14 protein-coding genes are annotated in these 15,471 nt (G+C 70.2%); 8 read left to right on the top strand and 6 right to left on the bottom strand.

What is annotated here, in order from left to right; all coding sequences use genetic code 11:
• Positions 1–41: 41 nt before the first annotated feature.
• Positions 42–1,175, bottom strand: coding sequence for an acyl-CoA dehydrogenase family protein (locus A6I89_RS21125; RefSeq protein WP_022594946.1), 1,134 nt, complete (start codon positions 1,173–1,175; stop codon positions 42–44).
• Between the two features lie 9 nt (positions 1,176–1,184).
• Positions 1,185–2,360: an acyl-CoA dehydrogenase family protein gene (locus A6I89_RS21120; protein WP_022594945.1), complete on the bottom strand. Its 1,176-nt coding sequence runs from the start codon at positions 2,358–2,360 to the stop codon at positions 1,185–1,187.
• Between the two features lie 222 nt (positions 2,361–2,582).
• Here A6I89_RS21120 and A6I89_RS21115 point away from each other — a divergent pair, with 222 nt between their 5' ends.
• Complete coding sequence (locus A6I89_RS21115; protein ID WP_005514353.1) at positions 2,583–3,002, top strand: Hsp20/alpha crystallin family protein; 420 nt, start codon at positions 2,583–2,585, stop codon at positions 3,000–3,002.
• 44 nt (positions 3,003–3,046) lie between these two features.
• Here A6I89_RS21115 and ppsA read toward each other — a convergent pair whose 3' ends face one another.
• Positions 3,047–5,365, bottom strand: coding sequence for a phosphoenolpyruvate synthase (gene ppsA / locus A6I89_RS21110; RefSeq protein ID WP_022594944.1), 2,319 nt, complete (start codon positions 5,363–5,365; stop codon positions 3,047–3,049).
• A 242-nt stretch (positions 5,366–5,607) separates the two neighbouring features.
• Here ppsA and A6I89_RS21105 point away from each other — a divergent pair, with 242 nt between their 5' ends.
• On the top strand, positions 5,608–6,243 hold the full coding sequence (locus A6I89_RS21105) for a response regulator (protein WP_005514356.1): 636 nt from the start codon (positions 5,608–5,610) through the stop codon (positions 6,241–6,243).
• Positions 6,244–6,250: 7 nt separating this feature from the next.
• Here the strand turns inward: A6I89_RS21105 and A6I89_RS21100 are convergent, their stop codons facing one another.
• Both A6I89_RS21100 and A6I89_RS21095 read right to left on the bottom strand, forming a co-directional pair.
• Positions 6,251–8,869 (bottom strand): cation-translocating P-type ATPase, encoded by a 2,619-nt coding sequence (locus tag A6I89_RS21100; protein WP_022594942.1) that lies wholly within the window; start codon positions 8,867–8,869, stop codon positions 6,251–6,253.
• A complete protein-coding gene (locus tag A6I89_RS21095) occupies positions 8,847–9,863 on the bottom strand; it encodes a 1-phosphofructokinase family hexose kinase (protein WP_022594941.1) in 1,017 nt (338 codons plus the stop codon). The genes A6I89_RS21100 and A6I89_RS21095 overlap by 23 nt, the downstream gene beginning before the upstream one ends.
• Before the next feature lie 140 nt (positions 9,864–10,003).
• Here A6I89_RS21095 and A6I89_RS21090 point away from each other — a divergent pair, with 140 nt between their 5' ends.
• The 6 genes from A6I89_RS21090 to A6I89_RS21065 are packed head-to-tail and all read left to right on the top strand — an operon-like array spanning position 10,004 to position 15,031.
• On the top strand, positions 10,004–11,137 hold the full coding sequence (locus A6I89_RS21090) for a 4Fe-4S dicluster domain-containing protein (RefSeq protein WP_022594940.1): 1,134 nt from the start codon (positions 10,004–10,006) through the stop codon (positions 11,135–11,137).
• Positions 11,134–11,580, top strand: a complete 447-nt coding sequence (locus A6I89_RS21085; RefSeq protein ID WP_005514360.1) for a Crp/Fnr family transcriptional regulator — start codon at positions 11,134–11,136, stop codon at positions 11,578–11,580. The genes A6I89_RS21090 and A6I89_RS21085 overlap by 4 nt, the downstream gene beginning before the upstream one ends.
• Positions 11,577–12,410 carry an FAD/NAD(P)-binding protein gene (locus A6I89_RS21080; protein WP_022594939.1) on the top strand — a complete coding sequence of 278 codons (834 nt, stop codon included), beginning with the start codon at positions 11,577–11,579 and terminating at the stop codon, positions 12,408–12,410. The genes A6I89_RS21085 and A6I89_RS21080 overlap by 4 nt, the downstream gene beginning before the upstream one ends.
• Entirely contained in the window at positions 12,410–13,201 is a 792-nt protein-coding gene (locus A6I89_RS21075; RefSeq protein WP_013415447.1) for an NADH-quinone oxidoreductase subunit B family protein, read from the top strand. The genes A6I89_RS21080 and A6I89_RS21075 overlap by 1 nt, the downstream gene beginning before the upstream one ends.
• On the top strand, positions 13,191–14,510 hold the full coding sequence (locus A6I89_RS21070) for a Ni/Fe hydrogenase subunit alpha (RefSeq protein ID WP_022594937.1): 1,320 nt from the start codon (positions 13,191–13,193) through the stop codon (positions 14,508–14,510). Before A6I89_RS21075 ends, A6I89_RS21070 begins: the two co-directional genes overlap by 11 nt.
• Positions 14,507–15,031 carry a hydrogenase maturation protease gene (locus A6I89_RS21065; protein WP_022594936.1) on the top strand — a complete coding sequence of 175 codons (525 nt, stop codon included), beginning with the start codon at positions 14,507–14,509 and terminating at the stop codon, positions 15,029–15,031. The genes A6I89_RS21070 and A6I89_RS21065 overlap by 4 nt, the downstream gene beginning before the upstream one ends.
• On the opposite strand, the gene A6I89_RS21060 is transcribed toward A6I89_RS21065, so the two are convergent.
• Positions 14,973–15,416 carry a hypothetical protein gene (locus tag A6I89_RS21060; protein WP_022594935.1) on the bottom strand — a complete coding sequence of 148 codons (444 nt, stop codon included), beginning with the start codon at positions 15,414–15,416 and terminating at the stop codon, positions 14,973–14,975. The genes A6I89_RS21065 and A6I89_RS21060 overlap by 59 nt on opposite strands.
• Positions 15,417–15,471: the final 55 nt, after the last annotated feature.

The following is a 15,471-nucleotide window of genomic DNA, read 5'->3' as shown; positions in this document are numbered from 1 at the left end:
TCGATCCGATCACCCAGTGGTTTCGTCCGCTTGCATGTCCGTCAGTCGGTGACGTTCACCATGTCGTGGCCCGCGACGTCGGCCGCGAGCACCCGGAGGTGGTCGTCGACGGAACCGAGAGTGTGCTCGATCGCAGTCAACCTCGACACGTAGTGCCCTACCGAGTACTCCGCCGTCATGCCGATGCCGCCGTGCATCTGGATCGCTTCCTGCCCGATGTGACGGGCGGATCGGCCGACCCGCAACTTCGCGCGGGACGCCACCATGGGATCGACCACACCGTCGGCGAGAGACATCGTGGCGTACTGACTCATGCTGCGCGCCAGTTCGAGTGAGACGTACATGTCGGCGGCGCGCTGCGTGAGTGTCTGGAAGCTGGCCAGCGGAACACCGAATTGCTTTCTGGTTCTCAAGTATTCGGTGGTCAGGCGTAGCGCCTCCTCCATCGCACCCACGGCCTCCGCACACAACGCCACCTGCGCGCGCACCTGCGCCGCACCGATCGCGGCCACCGCATCGTCACCGCTTCCCAACGGTTCCGCCGGCGCGTCGTGCAGTTCGATCTGTGCACCGCGGCGCCCGTCGTGGGTCGCGTACGGCTTCCGGGACACGCCCGGGGTGCCGGCGTCGACGAGGAACAGACCGATTCCGCCGTCAGGAAGCTGTGCGGACACCACCACGGTGTCCGCACAGTCGCCGTGCGGAACGGGGTTCTTGGTTCCGCTGACCGTCCACGAATCGCCCTGCCGCACAGCGGTGGTGCGCACAGCCGTGGTCGGCACCCGTTGCCCGGGTTCGGCGTGGGCGAACGCGAGCAGGATCGCGCCGCCCACCGCATCGGGAAGGATCTTGCGGCGCTGGGCCTCGCTGCCGACGTCGGCGATCAGACTGCCCGGCAGCAGCACGGCGCCGAGGACCGGTTCGGGCGCGAGCCGCCGCCCGAGTTCGGTCATGACGATCCCGACCTCCACCGGACCGGCGCCCGAACCGCCGTCGTCCTCGTCGAATCCCAGTCCGAGGAGACCGGTCTCGGCCAGCCGACGCCACACGTCGTCCCGCCAGCCGCGGGGCGTCTCCTGAGCCGCGGTGAGCTGCTCGAGGTCGTAGCTGCGGTCCAGCAGTTCCCGCGTCGTGTCACGCAGTAGCTTCTGCTCGTCGTTCAGATCGAAATCCATGTCGCCGCCTCACAATCCGAGGATCGACGACGCGATGATGCTGCGCTGCACTTCGCTCGACCCGCTGTAGATGGACACCTTGCGGTAGTTGAGATAGGTAGGCGCCGCGCGCTGCGCCCATACCGGGGAGTCGATCTCCTCCCCCGCATCGAACGGCAGCGAGTCCGGGCCGGCGATGTCGACGAGCAGTTCCGTCGCGGCCTGCTGTAGTTCCGACCCGCGGAGCTTGAGCAACGACGACGCCGGGTCCGGTTTGCCGTTCGCGGACGCGGCCACCACCCGGAGCTGGGTCAGCTCGAGCGCGAGCAGTTCGTTCTCCAGCTCGGCCACCCGCGCAGCGAACAGTGGGTCGTCGAGCAGCGACCCCGAACCGAGCGGAGTCTGCGCGGCACGCTCCTTGGCCCGGGCGAGCCGAACCTTGGTGCGGCCCACGCCGGTGACGCCCGTCCGCTCGTTGCCGAGCAGGAACTTGGCGTAGCTCCAGCCCGCGTTCTCCTCTCCCACCAGATTCGCGGCGGGGACGCGGACGTCGTCGAAGAACACCTCGTTGACCTCGTAGCTGCCGTCGATGAGCTTGATGGGCCGGACGGTGACGCCCGGCGACGCGAGATCGATCAGCAGGAACGAGATACCCGCCTGCTTCTTCGGTGCATTCGGGTCGGTCCGTACCAGACAGAAGATCCAGTCGGCGTACTGCGCGAGTGTGGTCCACGTCTTCTGTCCGCTGACGATGTAGTCGTCGCCGTCACGCACCGCACGAGTCTGCAGTGACGCGAGATCCGAGCCCGAGCCGGGCTCCGAGAAGCCCTGGCACCACCAGATGTCCAGGTTCGCGGTGGCCGGGAGGAAGCGCTCCTTCTGCTCCTCGGATCCGAACGCCGCGATCACCGGCCCCACCATGTTCGCGTTGAACGCGAGCGGTTCCGGGACGGCCGCGAGCTGCATCTCGTCGAGCCAGATGTGCCGCTGAATCGCCGTCCAGTCCCGTCCGCCCCACTGCACCGGCCAGTGCGGTACGGCGAGACCCGCCGCGTTGAGGATGCGTTGCGTCGCGACGAGATCGTCCCGGCTCACCGAGCCGCCGGAGGCCACCCGCTCCCGGATCTCGGACGGAATCTCCGTCCGGAAGAACGTGCGCATCTCGTCCCGAAAAGCCCGTTCTTGCGGGGTCAACGCCAAATTCATCGATGGTTACCTCCACGCGCGCGGATCCGGACCGGTCCTCGATGCGAACGTTACCCTCCGGGCATGCGCAAACAGGAGTCTTTGCGTACGCGTCGGCCGATCACCCGGAGAGGTCGCCATTGCACGGTTGGTGACCAACGACCCTGCCCCCACGGCGACCACCGGAGTCGAATGGAGGAGCAGCCGGTTCCGCGGCTGTGAGCCGAGCGAGGAGTAGTGGTCATGTCCGACGTTCCAGCCCGCCGCCGGTCGGTCTTCCCCGACCTGACCGAACTGTTCGATGCCCTACCCGTCACAGGGTTCCGTCCGCCGTTCGGCGGCAATCTGATTCGAGTCGAGGACCGCGTCGAGGACGACAAGTACGTTCTGCGTGCCGAGTTGCCCGGACTGAACCCGGAAGACATCGAAGTCAGCGTCGAGGACGGACGACTGACGATCGAGGCCGAACGCACCGAGGAGCGATCGGAGAGCGGCCGCTCGGAGTTCTCCTACGGATCGTTCAACCGATCCGTGACGCTGCCGGCCAATGCCGACGAGGACCGGGTCGAGGCCAGTTACGCGAAGGGGATCCTCGAGGTGACCGTCGGTCTGTCGACGTCCGGATCCGGCGCACGGAGCATCGAGGTCAAGTCCGGCGACTGACGGGCATCACTGTCGGCGCCGAGGCGCTGCTCACTTGGCGCTGCTCACTCGGCAGCCGAGACGGTGCGCGCGTGATCGAGGAGAATCCGCCGCTCCGCCGCAGCGACGACGCGGCGGGTACGGACCGCGGAGTCGGGGGTGACCGACACGGAAGTGATCCCCCGACGAACGAGATGCTCGGCGAGCCGCGGATCGGTGGAGACCGCCTGACCGCACAGGGACGTCGTCATACCCACCCGCCGCGCGCGATCGATGATCCGGTCGATCGCATCGAGTACCGCCGGATCCATCGTGTCGAAGAGGTCCTTGCAGACCTCGGAGTCGCGGTCCACCCCGAGCATCAACTGGGTGAGGTCGTTGCTGCCGATGGACACCCCGTCGATCCCGAGGCGGGCGTACTCGGGGATCCAGTACGCCACCGACGGCACCTCCGCCATGATCCAGCGGTGCATGCGGCGGTCGGAGCCCAGTGGATGCGCGTCGAGTTGGGCGAGGCATTCGGCAAGCTCCCAGCGGGTGCGCACGAACGGGATCATCAGGTGCACGTTCGGCAGGTGCTTCCGCACGCGATGCAGAACGTCGAGGTCGAGCGCGAACAGGTCGGGATCGCGCACGTACCGGAAGCAACCGCGGTACCCGATCATCGGGTTGTCCTCGTCGGGTTCGACGTCGCCGCCCTCGAGTTCGGCGAACTCGTTCGAGCGCAGGTCCACCGCCCGGTAGACCACCGGCCGCGGCGCGAAGGCGGCGGCGATGTGCTCCACACCGGCGGCCATCTCGTCCACGTACTCGTCACGTCGCCCCGCGGCGACCATAGCGGTCGGGTGCTTGCCGCCGAGCGCGCCCGTGATCATGAACTCGGCGCGCAGCAGGCCCACCCCGTCGACGTCGGAGGCGGCCACCGACTCGGCGGCCTCGGGCGTCGCCAGGTTGACGTACAGCGCGGTGGCCGTCGGCTCCGACACGGCGCGAGTGGACGCGGTGGGAACGGCGGGCTCGGTGCGAGCGGGACGGGACGACGTCGCCGCCCCGGCGTACACCGCCCCGCTGTCGCCGTCGACCGTGATCACGGTGCCATCGGTGACGACCTGCGTGGCGTCGTGGGTGCCGACGACCACGGGGCGCCCGAGCTCGCGCCCGACGATCGCCGCGTGGCACGTCACTCCCCCGCCGTCGGTCACGATCGCGGCGGCCCGGCGCAGCACCGGCAGCCAGTCGGGACGGGTCATCGGTGCGACGAGGATGTCACCGTCGCCGAGCCGGCCGGAGTCCTCGAGCGCGGTCAGTACCCGGGCGGTACCCGTGGCAGTGCCCGGACCGGCGCCGAGACCGCGGACGAGTGGTGTCCCGGTTCCACCGGCGGGATCGGCGGACGGCACGCCGTCGGCGTCCCCCAACGTCGTGATCGGTCGCGTCTGGACGAGCCACACGTGGTCGTCCTCGACCGCGAACTCGAGGTCCTGGGGTGCGCCGTAGTGCCGCTCCACGGCGGCGGCGATCTTCGCGATCTCCCGCACCTGTTCCGCGTCGAGCACCTGCCGGGTGCGCTCGTCGGGAGTCAACTCCTCCCGCCGATCGCCGTCGGGACCCGGTCGGATGGCGAACGCCTGCGCGCCGATGTGTTTGTCGGTGAGCGTCGGACCGTCCTTGTCCACCACATAGGTGTCGGGCTCGACCTGTCCGCCGACGATCACCTCCCCCAGCCCGAGCGCGGCCTCGACGACTATCCGGTCCCGGTTGCCGGTGCGGGGGTCGGCCGTGAACGCGACCCCGGAACGGTCCGAGCGCACCATGCGCTGTACGACGACCGCGATGGACGGCTCGTCGGTGTAGCCGCGCAGACTGCGGTACGTCAGGGCTCTCGGAGTCCACAACGACGCCCAGCACGCTCGCACGGCGTCGATCAGGGCCTCGTCGCCGGCGACGTCGGTGTAGCTCTCGTGAATGCCTGCGAAGGATGTGTCGGCGGCGTCCTCGGCGGGCGCCGAGGACCGCACCGCGACGGGAACGTCCGAGCCGAGATCGGCGTAGGCCCCGCAGATCTGTGCGCGCATGTCGTCGGGCAGGGCCACGCCCCGAACGAGATCCTGTAGTTCCCGCGATTCCCTGGCGAGGACCGCGTCATTCTTCGACCGCGCAGCGGCGTTGCGTTCGACGAGCTCCGCTCGGATTCCCGCGGCGTCGACGGCCTCGAGATACGCCTGGGCGGGAATCGCGAAAGCCGGCGGTACCGGGAAGCCCGCGCGACTGAGTTCCCCGAGATTGGCGGCCTTGCCACCCACGGAGCGGGCGTCCGCCGGTCCGAGTCGGTCGATCGACGCGGTCCACCGCGGTCGGGTGTCCGGGGCCGGCTGCGCAGTCATCTTCGCTCCTCGACGAGGGTGCGGTGTCCTGTCCCTTCCCAGGAAACACCTGTGGCGGGCGGTCGGACAGGGCCCAAGGTCCTCGGCCGTACCGCGACCGCGAGCCCTGGGAGATCGCGCCCTGGGAGATATGGGAGGAGTGGGAACGAAGAGCGGTTCGGTAGGGCCGGAAGTCCCGAGAAGGCTTGTCGAGCGGCGGATCGTCGTACCATCGGGTCGTACGCACCCGGGAGGTGCCGAAGATGCTCACAGTGTTCCTCGTCGACGATCACGAGATGGTGCGCCGCGGTCTCACCCAACTGCTCGAGGCCGACGACGACATGCGGGTGATCGGCCAGGCCGAGAGCCGCTCCCAGGCACTCGCGCGAATCCCCGCACTCCACCCCGACGTCGTGCTGCTCGACGTCCGCCTGCCCGACGGCAGCGGCATAGATGTCTGCCGGCAACTGCGGGCCGACATGCCGGATCTGCGCTGCCTGATGATCACCGCGTTCCCCGACGAACGCGCCGTGCGGGAAGCGGTCGCCGCGGGCGCGAAGGGCTACCTGGTCAAGGACATTCGCGGAATGCAACTCGTGCAGGCCGTACGCGAGGTCGGTGCGGGCCACGAGATTCCGTTTCCGGTGACGCCCACACGACAGCCCGGCGCCCCCGGCGAACTCACGGCGCAGGAACGCAGGTTGCTGGCGCTGCTCGGCGAGGGCCTCACCAACCGTCAGATCGCTGCACGGATGTTCCTCGCCGAGAAGACGGTGAAGAACTACGTGTCTCGGTTGCTCGAGAAGCTCGGTGTGGAGCGGCGCGCGCAGGCCGCCGTACTGGCCGCCCGGTCGGGTCTGGACGCGTGCAGCGGTCTCACGCCACGACTGCCCCGCTGAGCGAACCTCACCCGCGGGCACGGATCCGTTTGCTCCAGTAGTCGACCGCGAGCAACACGGGCATGCCCGCGACGGCGATCGTCCAGCCGGCCGTCGACGGGGGCGACTGACCCAGCACCGCCGCCACCGGACCGATCGTCAGCAGGCCGATCAGGATGACGAACTCCGCGACCACCGCCCACACCAGCATCCGGTTGCCGAACCAACCCAACTGCCACACCGGTCGAGTAGCGCTGCGACACGCGAAGGCGTTCGCGATCTGGCCGAGGACAACTGCGGTGAACGCCGCACCGGACGCGGTGACCAGGGCGCTGCCTCCGGGCGCCCCACCGCCCAGATGCCACCCGGAGATCGTGAGCACGGCGAGAAAGGCCGCCATCTCGGTGAGCGACTCGACCGGACCCAGCACCGCGAACACCCGGGTCAGCAGTGCACGATCCATGAGGTGGCGACGCTCCGGTCGACGTTCCATCACGCCCTTGCTGGGCGGTTCCCCACCGAGAGCGAGCGCAGGCAGTAGATCGGTGACGATGTCGAAGCAGAGCACCTGGAGGACGCCGATCGCGAGCGGGATTCGGCCTCCGGACAACGCCCAGACCACGAACGGGGTGAGTTCGGCGACGTTCGCCGTCAGGTGGTACGTGAGGAATCGCCGGATGTTCGCGTACGTGGCGCGCCCCTGTTCGACAGCCGCGACGATCGTGGAGAAGTCGTCGTCGAGCAGCACCAGATCCGCAGCCGCACGGGCCACGTCGGTGCCGCCCCTGCCCATCGCGACACCGATGTCCGCCTCGCGCAGTGCGGGACCGTCGTTGACGCCGTCACCGGTCATCGCGACGACGTGCCCGCGGGCCTGCAACGCGCGGGCGACCGCCAGCTTCTGTTCGGGTGAGACCCGGCTGACGACGGCTCCGTCGTGGTCCAGCAACCGGCCGAGAGCCTCGTCGTCGGCGGGAAGGTTGCGTCCCTCCACGACCACGGGATCGCCCCCGGAGCCCACCAACCCGATCTCCCGCGCCACCGAGACCGCCGTCGCAGGGTGGTCACCCGTGAGCATGACGACCTTGATGTGGGCGCGGCGCGTGGCCTCGAGCGCGTCGGCGACGGTCGGCCGCGGTGGGTCCTCGATCGCGAACAGACCGAGGAGCGTCAAGTCCCGCTCCGTCGTCGCGACCGATCCGGCGTCCGCGGCGCGCGTGGCCGCTGTCGCCGACAGGTCCCGTTGCGCCACCGCCAGCACCCGCAGTCCCCGCCCCGCCATCTCCTCCACGACGTGGCGTGCGGTGTCGAGCGTGGCGGAGTCCGGGTGCGCACAGAGCGGGAGAACGGAATCCGGCGCGCCCTTGAGCATCAGGACGTGGTTGCACACCACCGATTCGCGACGCCGCCGGGGATCGAACGCGTAGCGACGGTCCGCGGGTAGGCGGACCGGGTCGGTCCGGCCCGTCGTGCGGCGGGCGAACGCGTCGATCGCGCCCTCCATCGGGTCGCCCACCACCGTCCAGGTACCGCCGTCACGAACGATCCCCCCTTGCGAAGCGGAGACGGCGACCTGCCCGACGTGCTGCGCGGCCTCGCGCGCGGCGGGTGGTCCGGAGACCTGACCGGTGGGCTCGTACCCCTCGCCCACGACGGCGACGGTCCCGGCGGGCGTCCACGCTTCGACCACCGTCATGCGGTTCTGGGTCAGGGTCCCGGTCTTGTCGGTGCAGATCACCGTGGTCGATCCCAGTGTCTCGACCGCTTCGAGGTGACGGACCAACGCGTGGCGACGCACCATCCGTTGGGCACCCATGGCCAACGACAGCGTCACCGTCGGCAGGAGCCCTTCGGGAACCAGCGCCACGGTGACGCCTACCGCGAACAGGAACCCGTTGTGCGCCGTGGACCCGACCGCCAGGGACAACGCGAAGAAGCCGCAACCGACGACGACGGCGAGAACGGCGATCGTCCGCACGACGCGATGGAGTTCCGCGGCGAGCGGGCTCCGAGGGCGACGAACACCCGCGGTCAGGGCCGCGATGCCGGCCAACCGGGTGTCGGAGGCTGTCGCGGCACACACCGCTTCCCCGTGTCCGGACACCACGTAGGTCCCGGCCGACACGCCCGCCCCGGCCGATCGATGCACCGGCTCGCTCTCGCCGGTCAGCGTCGATTCGTCCACCGCGAGATCGTCGGCCACGATCAGCGTGCCGTCCGCGGGGATCCGGTCTCCACCGGACAGCACCAGGACGTCGCCCACCACCACCTCGGAGGCGTCCACGCTGCGCGCTTCGCCGTCGCGACGGACGGTCACCGCCGACGGCAGGAGGTCCCGGAGCCGCTCCGACGCCTTCTCGGCCCGTTCCTCCTGCACGAACGCGAAGACGCCGTTGACGACGATCACCACGACGATCGCGACCGCCAGTTGCGGCATGCCGGCGAACAACGCCAGGACGGCCGCCACCCAGAGCATGAGCGCGAAGAAGTGGGTCAGTTCGGCCAGCAGTCTGCGCCACGCGGCCGCCGGACGGGCGATCGGCAGGACGTTGGGTCCGTCCGCGCGCAGACGGTCCGCCGCGGCGGTGGAGGTGAGCCCGGACGCCGCGGTGTCGCGAGCGAGTTCAGTAGCGGAGGCTCTCGCCATCGTCCGCTCCGGATTCCGCGGGGCCGGGTTCCACCGGGTCACGGTCCACAGGTTCGCAGTCCACGGACACACCCGCGCCGCCGTCGTAGAACGCCTCGATGTCCTCACGGCGGCAGGCACGGGTGCCCGGGGTGGTGAGCATCGCGGCCCCCGCGGCGATCCCGAGGCGCACCGCGTCGTGCAGGGACCGGTTGCGGACGAGGCCGACGGCGATTCCCGCGAGCATCGCGTCCCCGGCGCCGACTCCGCTGCGCACCGCGACGGGGATCGCCGGAAATCGGGTGGCGGTGCTCTGCGTGACCATCAGGGCGCCCCGCGCGCCCAACGACACGATCACCACCTCGCACCGTCCCGCGGTGACCAGTCCACGGGCCGCGGCGATCTGCTCGGATTCCTGCCCCAGGCTCCGCCCGGACAGCTCCCGCAGCTCACGAATGCTCGGTTTGAGGAGGTATATACCGGAAGTGCTGTGCCGCAACGACTCTCCCGAAGTGTCGAGCAAGCATCGCGCACCGACGTCGCGCGCCGTCGCAGCCACCCGATCGTAGAAGTCCGGAGAGGTACCCGGGGGCAGCGATCCACTTGCGACGACGTACCTGGCGTCTCGGGCCACTTCCGCGAACGAGGACAGGCACTGCTCCTGCTCGACACGGCTCAGGTGCGGGCCCGGCAGGACGAACCGATACTGCTCACCGGAGGAACGTTCGTCGACGGTGAAGCTCTCGCGCGTGGCGCCGGCGATCGGAACCCGGCGGTTCCACACGCCCTCCCGGTCCAGCAGCGCGCCCAGGACCGCGCCGGTGGCCGATCCGACCGGGAACACCGCGACGACCGTTTCGCCCAGGACCCGCACGATGCGGGCGACGTTGATGCCCCCGCCGCCGGGGTCGTAGCACGGTTCGCCGCAGCGGACCTTGTCGGTGGTCCGCACCCGTTCGGCAGTCGTGGAGATGTCCACTGCCGGATTCATGGTGAGTGTGACGATCGCCGGCATCGCAAGGCGCCTCCTCGGACCCGGACGGTCGGCGCCCGCATCCTCCCATCCGATCGTGAGTGGCCCGCGGAACCGCGAACAGGGCCGAAGGGCCCTTCACACGCAGGGACGGACCTGAACCAATGGACGGGAGGAGTGTCATGAACCCGATGGAGACGGTGGTCGTCGACAGACACGGTCTCGACGACCTGATCCGGGTACTGCGCGACGACGGACGCCGCGTGGTGGGTCCGACGGTGCGGGAGAGCGCCGTCGTCCTGGGCGACCTCGAATCCGGTGCGGATCTTCCCGACGGGTGGGGTGTGCGGACCGCGCCGGGCGAGTACCGACTCGAGCGCCGCGGCGACGGTGCCGTGTTCTCGCACTCGGCCGGGCCGATGTCGTGGAAGACATTCGTCCACCCGGCGAAGCAGGTGCTGTGGTCCGAGCGCGGTGGAACGTTCTCCGCCCCGGAACCCGCGGACCGACGATTCGCGTTCGTCGGGGTGCGCGGCTGCGATCTCGCAGCGATCCGCACCCTCGGCACGGTGCTGGGCGCCGATCCGGGCAGCGTCACCGCGCGCGTCCTTGCGGATCTGGTGATCGTGGCCGTCAATTGCATCGAGCCGGGCGGGGTGTGTTTCTGCGCGTCGATGGGCACGGGACCCGACGTGGGCGGCGGCTACGACCTCGCGCTCACCGAACGCATCGACGAGGCCGGGCACCGGTTCGTCGTCGACGTCGGCACCGAAGCCGGGGCCGACCTGCTCGCGCGGATCCCGCACGCCACCGCCGACGCGGCCGACACCGCCGGCGCCCGCGCGGCCGTCGACGAGGCCCGGGGACGGATGGGGCGCGCCATGCCCGACGTGGATCTGCGGGCTCTGCTGCGCGCGGCCCGCGACGAGCCGGTGTGGGACGACGTCGCCGACCGGTGCCTGACCTGCGGAAACTGCACGATGGTGTGTCCCACCTGCTTCTGCACCACCGCAGAGGACGTGAGCGAACTGGGCGGCGAGGGCACCGAGCGGCGGCAACGGTGGGCCTCGTGCTTCGAACTGGACTACTCCCACCTGCACGGCGGAAACGTGCGCACCAGCGGCGCGGCACGCTACCGCCAGTGGATGACCCACAAGCTCGGCACCTGGTTCGACCAGTTCGGTTCGTCGGGCTGCGTGGGCTGCGGGCGCTGCATCGACTGGTGTCCGGTCGGGATCGACATCACCGCCGAGGCCGCGCGGCTCACCGGCGCGCTGCCGGCTTTCGACCCGGAGGACCGGGGGCCCGGGCCGTGACGGGACCGCTGTTGCTGCCGGGCCTGTCCGATGCGGCGCGGGCCCGGCTCGCGGAGTTGTCCACTCCCGCGTTCTGGGTGCCGGACGAGATCGTCTTCCACGAGGGTGAGCCCGCCCGGCGCTGCTGGGTGCTCCGAAGCGGGCGGGTACTGCTGAGCACGGCGGTGCCAGGCCGAGGTGACGTGGTGATCGAGACTCTCGGCGGCGGCGACGTGCTGGGCTGGTCCTGGTTGCAGCCCCCGCGGGTGTGGAGTTTCGGGGCGCGCGCGGCACAGTCGACCGAGGCGCTGCAACTCGACGTCGCGGACCTGCAGGAGGCGGCCGAACGCGACCCCGCTTTCGGCTACGCGGTCGTACGGGCTATGTCCGGTCTGCTGCTCGATCGGCTGCAGGCGACACGCGCCCGGTTGCTCGACCTCTACGCGAACCCGGGCGCGTCGTGACGGCCCCGTCGTCGGCGTCGATTCCCACCGCGCACCGGGTGGTGCGCCGGACCGTCGAGACGCACGACTCGGTCACGCTCGAACTGGAACCGACGGCCTTTGCGCTGCCCCGCTTCCGGCCGGGACAGTTCATGATGCTGTGCGCGCCCGGGATCGGCGAGATTCCGATCTCGGTGTGCGGAGACCCGAACCGGGCCGACGGCATCCTGGTGCACACGGTCCGGCGCGTGGGGCCGGTGAGCGCGGCGCTGCACGACGCACCCCTCGGCACCGTCGTCGGTGCGCGCGGGCCGTTCGGAACCACCTGGGAGCTGGGCGATTCCGCGGGGGGTGATCTGGTGATCGTGGCGGGCGGTGTCGGTCTCGCGGCGGTGCGAGCACCGGTACTCGCGGCCGTCGCGCACCGACAGCGACACCGCAACGTCACGCTGGTGGTGGGGGCCCGCAGCCCGGGCGAGATCCTCTACCGTCGCGAGCTCGACGGGTGGCGGTCCGCCGGAATCGACGTCGTGGTGACGATCGATCAACCTGCCCGGGACTGGAACGGTCCGGTCGGGTTCGTCACCGAGGCTCTCGCACGCCTGACGCTCGAACCTGCGCGCACCCGGGCCCTGGTGTGTGGACCCGAGGCGATGATGCGGTTCGCCCTTCGCGTCCTCGAGGGCCGGGGGGTGGACCGCCGACGCATCCAGGTGTCGCTCGAACGGAACATGCAGTGCGGGGCCGGCGTGTGCGGACACTGTCAGCTCGGGGAGCTGCTGCTGTGTCGCGACGGACCGGTGGTCGACTACGCCGTCGCCGGCCCGCTCCTCCACACGAAGGAGTTGTGATGAGTTCTGTGCCCGGCCCCCGGACACCGCGGCCGACCCTGGCCGTGTGGAAGTTCGCGTCGTGCGACGGATGCCAGCTGTCCCTGCTCGACTGCGAGGACGAACTGCTCACGGTGGCAGACGAACTCGACATCGCGCACTTCCTGGAGCTGTCGAGTGCGACGGTCGAGGGGCCCTACGATCTGTCCCTGGTCGAGGGATCGGTGACCACGGAGGAGGACGTCGAACGCATCCACCGGATCCGCGACGCCTCCGAACACCTGGTCACCATCGGCGCGTGCGCGACCGCCGGCGGGGTGCAGGCGTTGCGCAACTTCGGCAATGTCGCCGAATTCGCGGCGGCGGTGTACGCGAGCCCCGAGTACATCGACACCCTCGCGACGTCGACTCCGATCTCGGCACACGTGCGGGTGGACTTCGAGCTGCACGGCTGCCCCATCGACCGGCGGCAGCTCCTCGAGGTGATCGCAGCCTTCCTGGCCGGACGCCACCCCGACGTGCCGAACACCAGCGTGTGCAACGAATGCAAGAGGCGTGGATTGACGTGCGTCATGGTCGCCGACGGCACACCGTGCCTCGGCCCGGTCACGCATGCCGGCTGCGGCGCACTGTGTCCGGCCCATTCCCGCGGCTGCTACGGCTGTTTCGGTCCCACCGAGAATCCGAACATCTCGTCGCTGGCCGGATGGTTGCGCCGCTGTGGCATGGACGACGCCGGCATCGGACGGGTCTTCTCGACGTTCAACGTCGCCGCCCCAGGATTCGCGGAGGGGCGACGACATGGCCGCTGACGCTCCGGGCCCTCCCGACGACGCCGAACGGCGGCGGTTGACCGTCCGGGCCCTGGCCCGGGTGGAGGGCGAGGGCCGCCTCGACGTCACCGTCCGGTCGGGCGCGGTCGAACACGCGCGACTCGACATCTACGAACCGCCCCGGTTCTTCGAGGCTTTTCTTCGTGGCCGCGACTTCCGGGAGCCACCCGACATCACGTCCCGGATCTGCGGAATCTGCCCGGTCGCGTATCAGGTGAGCGCGTGCAACGCTCTCGAGCAGGCGTGCGGCGCGATCGTGGATCCGCGGGTGCGGGCGCTGCGCCGGTTGCTGTACTGCGGCGAGTGGATCGCCTCCCACACACTGCACATCTATTTCCTGCACGCACCGGATTTCCTGGGGGTCGCGGACTCGATCGAACTCGCCCGCCGTGACCGCGCCGCCGTCGAACGAGGGCTCGCGCTGAAGAAGGCCGGCAACGCGATCCTCGAGACGATCGGGGGACGTCCGATCCATCCGGTCGACGTGCGTGTCGGCGGGTTCTATCGGGCACCCACCCGGGACGAGCTCGCCCCGCTCGCCCGGACGCTGCGGCGCGCCCTCGACCACGCGCTCGACACCGTCCGGTGGGTTGCCGGGTTCGACTTCCCCGACGTGCACCTCGATCCGGTTCTGGCGGCGCTGCACGACGATGCGGGTTACGCCATCGAGGACGGTGTGGTCCGCACCAGCGCCGGCGACCGGTTTCCCGCCGCCGAGTTCGGCGACCACGTGCGCGAGCGCCAGGTCCCGGAGTCGACGGCACTGCACGCCCGGCTCGACGGCGCCCCGTACCTGACCGGGCCGCTGGCTCGGTACTCCCTCAACAGCGAACAACTGACCGGCGCCGCACGGGACGCGGCGAGCGCGGCCGGACTCGGCCGGGAATGCCGGAACCCGTTCCGCAGCATCGTCGTTCGGTCGGTCGAGGTGACGTTCGCCATCGAGGAGGCGCTGCGGATCATCGATGGCTACGAACGTCCCGACCCGCCGTGCGCACCGGTCACGGCGCGCGCAGCCACCGGGCACGGCGTCAGCGAGGCACCTCGGGGACTGCTGTACCACCGGTACGAACTCGCCGCCGACGGGACGATCCGCTCGGCCGACATCGTTCCCCCCACGGCACAGAACCAGGACGTCATCGAGGCCGATCTCACCGCCCGGATCGGCGAGCATCTGGGGCTCTCCGATCAGGAACTGACCGCGCTGTGCGAACGGATCATCCGGAACCACGATCCCTGCATCTCGTGCGCTACGCACTTCCTCGATCTGCGGGTGTCACGTCGGTGACCGGGCCGGGCGGTGTCGTCGTCGGGCTCGGCAACGAGTACCGGCGGGACGACGGCTTCGGTCCCGCTGTGGCGCGGGCACTGCGCGCACGGATTCCGGTCACGATCCCCGTCACGACCGTCACGGACACCGCCGACCTGCTCGACGTCTGGGCCGGGGCGCGGTTGGCGATCGTCGTCGATCTCGTCGTGCCCGCACTGCTCCCCCCGGGCCGGGTGCGCCGGTGGACCCTCGACGACACCCCCGGCCCGCTGGACACTCACGGCGTCGACGTCGCGGCCGCGCTCGCCCTCGCGCGGGTGCTCGGTACCGCACCGAAACGGGTGATCGTGTACGCGACGTCGAGTGACGACGTGGGGTTCGGGGTTCATCTCTCCGCGGCTGTCCGGCGAGCCGTGGAGGTCACGGTCGGCGCCGTCTCAGCGGAAGTGACCGCAGCTGCCCGGACCGGCCCCGGCGCGGTCAGCGAGTCTCGAGCACCAGCAGGTACCCGCCGCCACCCGCGTCGATGCGGGTGGTGACAGCGAGATCCGGGGCGAACCGGGACAGCCGGTCCACCAACCATTCGCCGGCAGCCTCGGCGTCCGACTCGCCGGGGCAGCGGGCCACCGCGACCCGACCACCCTTGCGGCCCAACTGTTCCACGACGCCGACGATCGGCGCGGGGTCGACGACGAAGAGGTGGTCGGGCCACGGCACGACGGGCTTGACCGCCCCCTTCCTGGTGTTGCACGCCCGGTGCGCGAGGCGCTCCTGGACCGCTTTGGCCTTGCTCTTCTTCGCGGTCGCGACGCCGTCGACGCTCGGGCCGCGCGGATCGTTGACGGACATGTCGGGGTCGACCGGTTCGTCGCACAGCCAGCATCGCCAGCCGTCGCGGTCACCGATCTCCTGCAGGTTGCTCACGCGAAAACGGTACCTTCGCCGCCGAGGCCGCGAAGGTACCGTCTGCTGTTCCTGC

It is taken from the genome of Prescottella equi (assembly GCF_002094305.1).
Classification (GTDB): domain Bacteria; phylum Actinomycetota; class Actinomycetes; order Mycobacteriales; family Mycobacteriaceae; genus Prescottella; species Prescottella equi.
Note: the sequence above shows the minus strand (reverse complement) of the source record. Positions and strands in the feature narration are given on the sequence as shown.

What these genes read in the sequence shown, in the direction of transcription:
- A6I89_RS21125 (WP_022594946.1), bottom strand. Translation starts at nt 1,175, where the DNA reads ATGGATTTCGATCTGAACGACGAGCAGAAGCTACTGCGTGACACGACG.
- A6I89_RS21120 (WP_022594945.1), bottom strand. Translation starts at nt 2,360, where the DNA reads ATGAATTTGGCGTTGACCCCGCAAGAACGGGCTTTTCGGGACGAGATG.
- A6I89_RS21115 (WP_005514353.1), top strand. Translation starts at nt 2,583, where the DNA reads ATGTCCGACGTTCCAGCCCGCCGCCGGTCGGTCTTCCCCGACCTGACC.
- ppsA (WP_022594944.1), bottom strand. Translation starts at nt 5,365, where the DNA reads ATGACTGCGCAGCCGGCCCCGGACACCCGACCGCGGTGGACCGCGTCG.
- A6I89_RS21105 (WP_005514356.1), top strand. Translation starts at nt 5,608, where the DNA reads ATGCTCACAGTGTTCCTCGTCGACGATCACGAGATGGTGCGCCGCGGT.
- A6I89_RS21100 (WP_022594942.1), bottom strand. Translation starts at nt 8,869, where the DNA reads ATGGCGAGAGCCTCCGCTACTGAACTCGCTCGCGACACCGCGGCGTCC.
- A6I89_RS21095 (WP_022594941.1), bottom strand. Translation starts at nt 9,863, where the DNA reads ATGCCGGCGATCGTCACACTCACCATGAATCCGGCAGTGGACATCTCC.
- A6I89_RS21090 (WP_022594940.1), top strand. Translation starts at nt 10,004, where the DNA reads ATGAACCCGATGGAGACGGTGGTCGTCGACAGACACGGTCTCGACGAC.
- A6I89_RS21075 (WP_013415447.1), top strand. Translation starts at nt 12,410, where the DNA reads ATGAGTTCTGTGCCCGGCCCCCGGACACCGCGGCCGACCCTGGCCGTG.
- A6I89_RS21070 (WP_022594937.1), top strand. Translation starts at nt 13,191, where the DNA reads ATGGCCGCTGACGCTCCGGGCCCTCCCGACGACGCCGAACGGCGGCGG.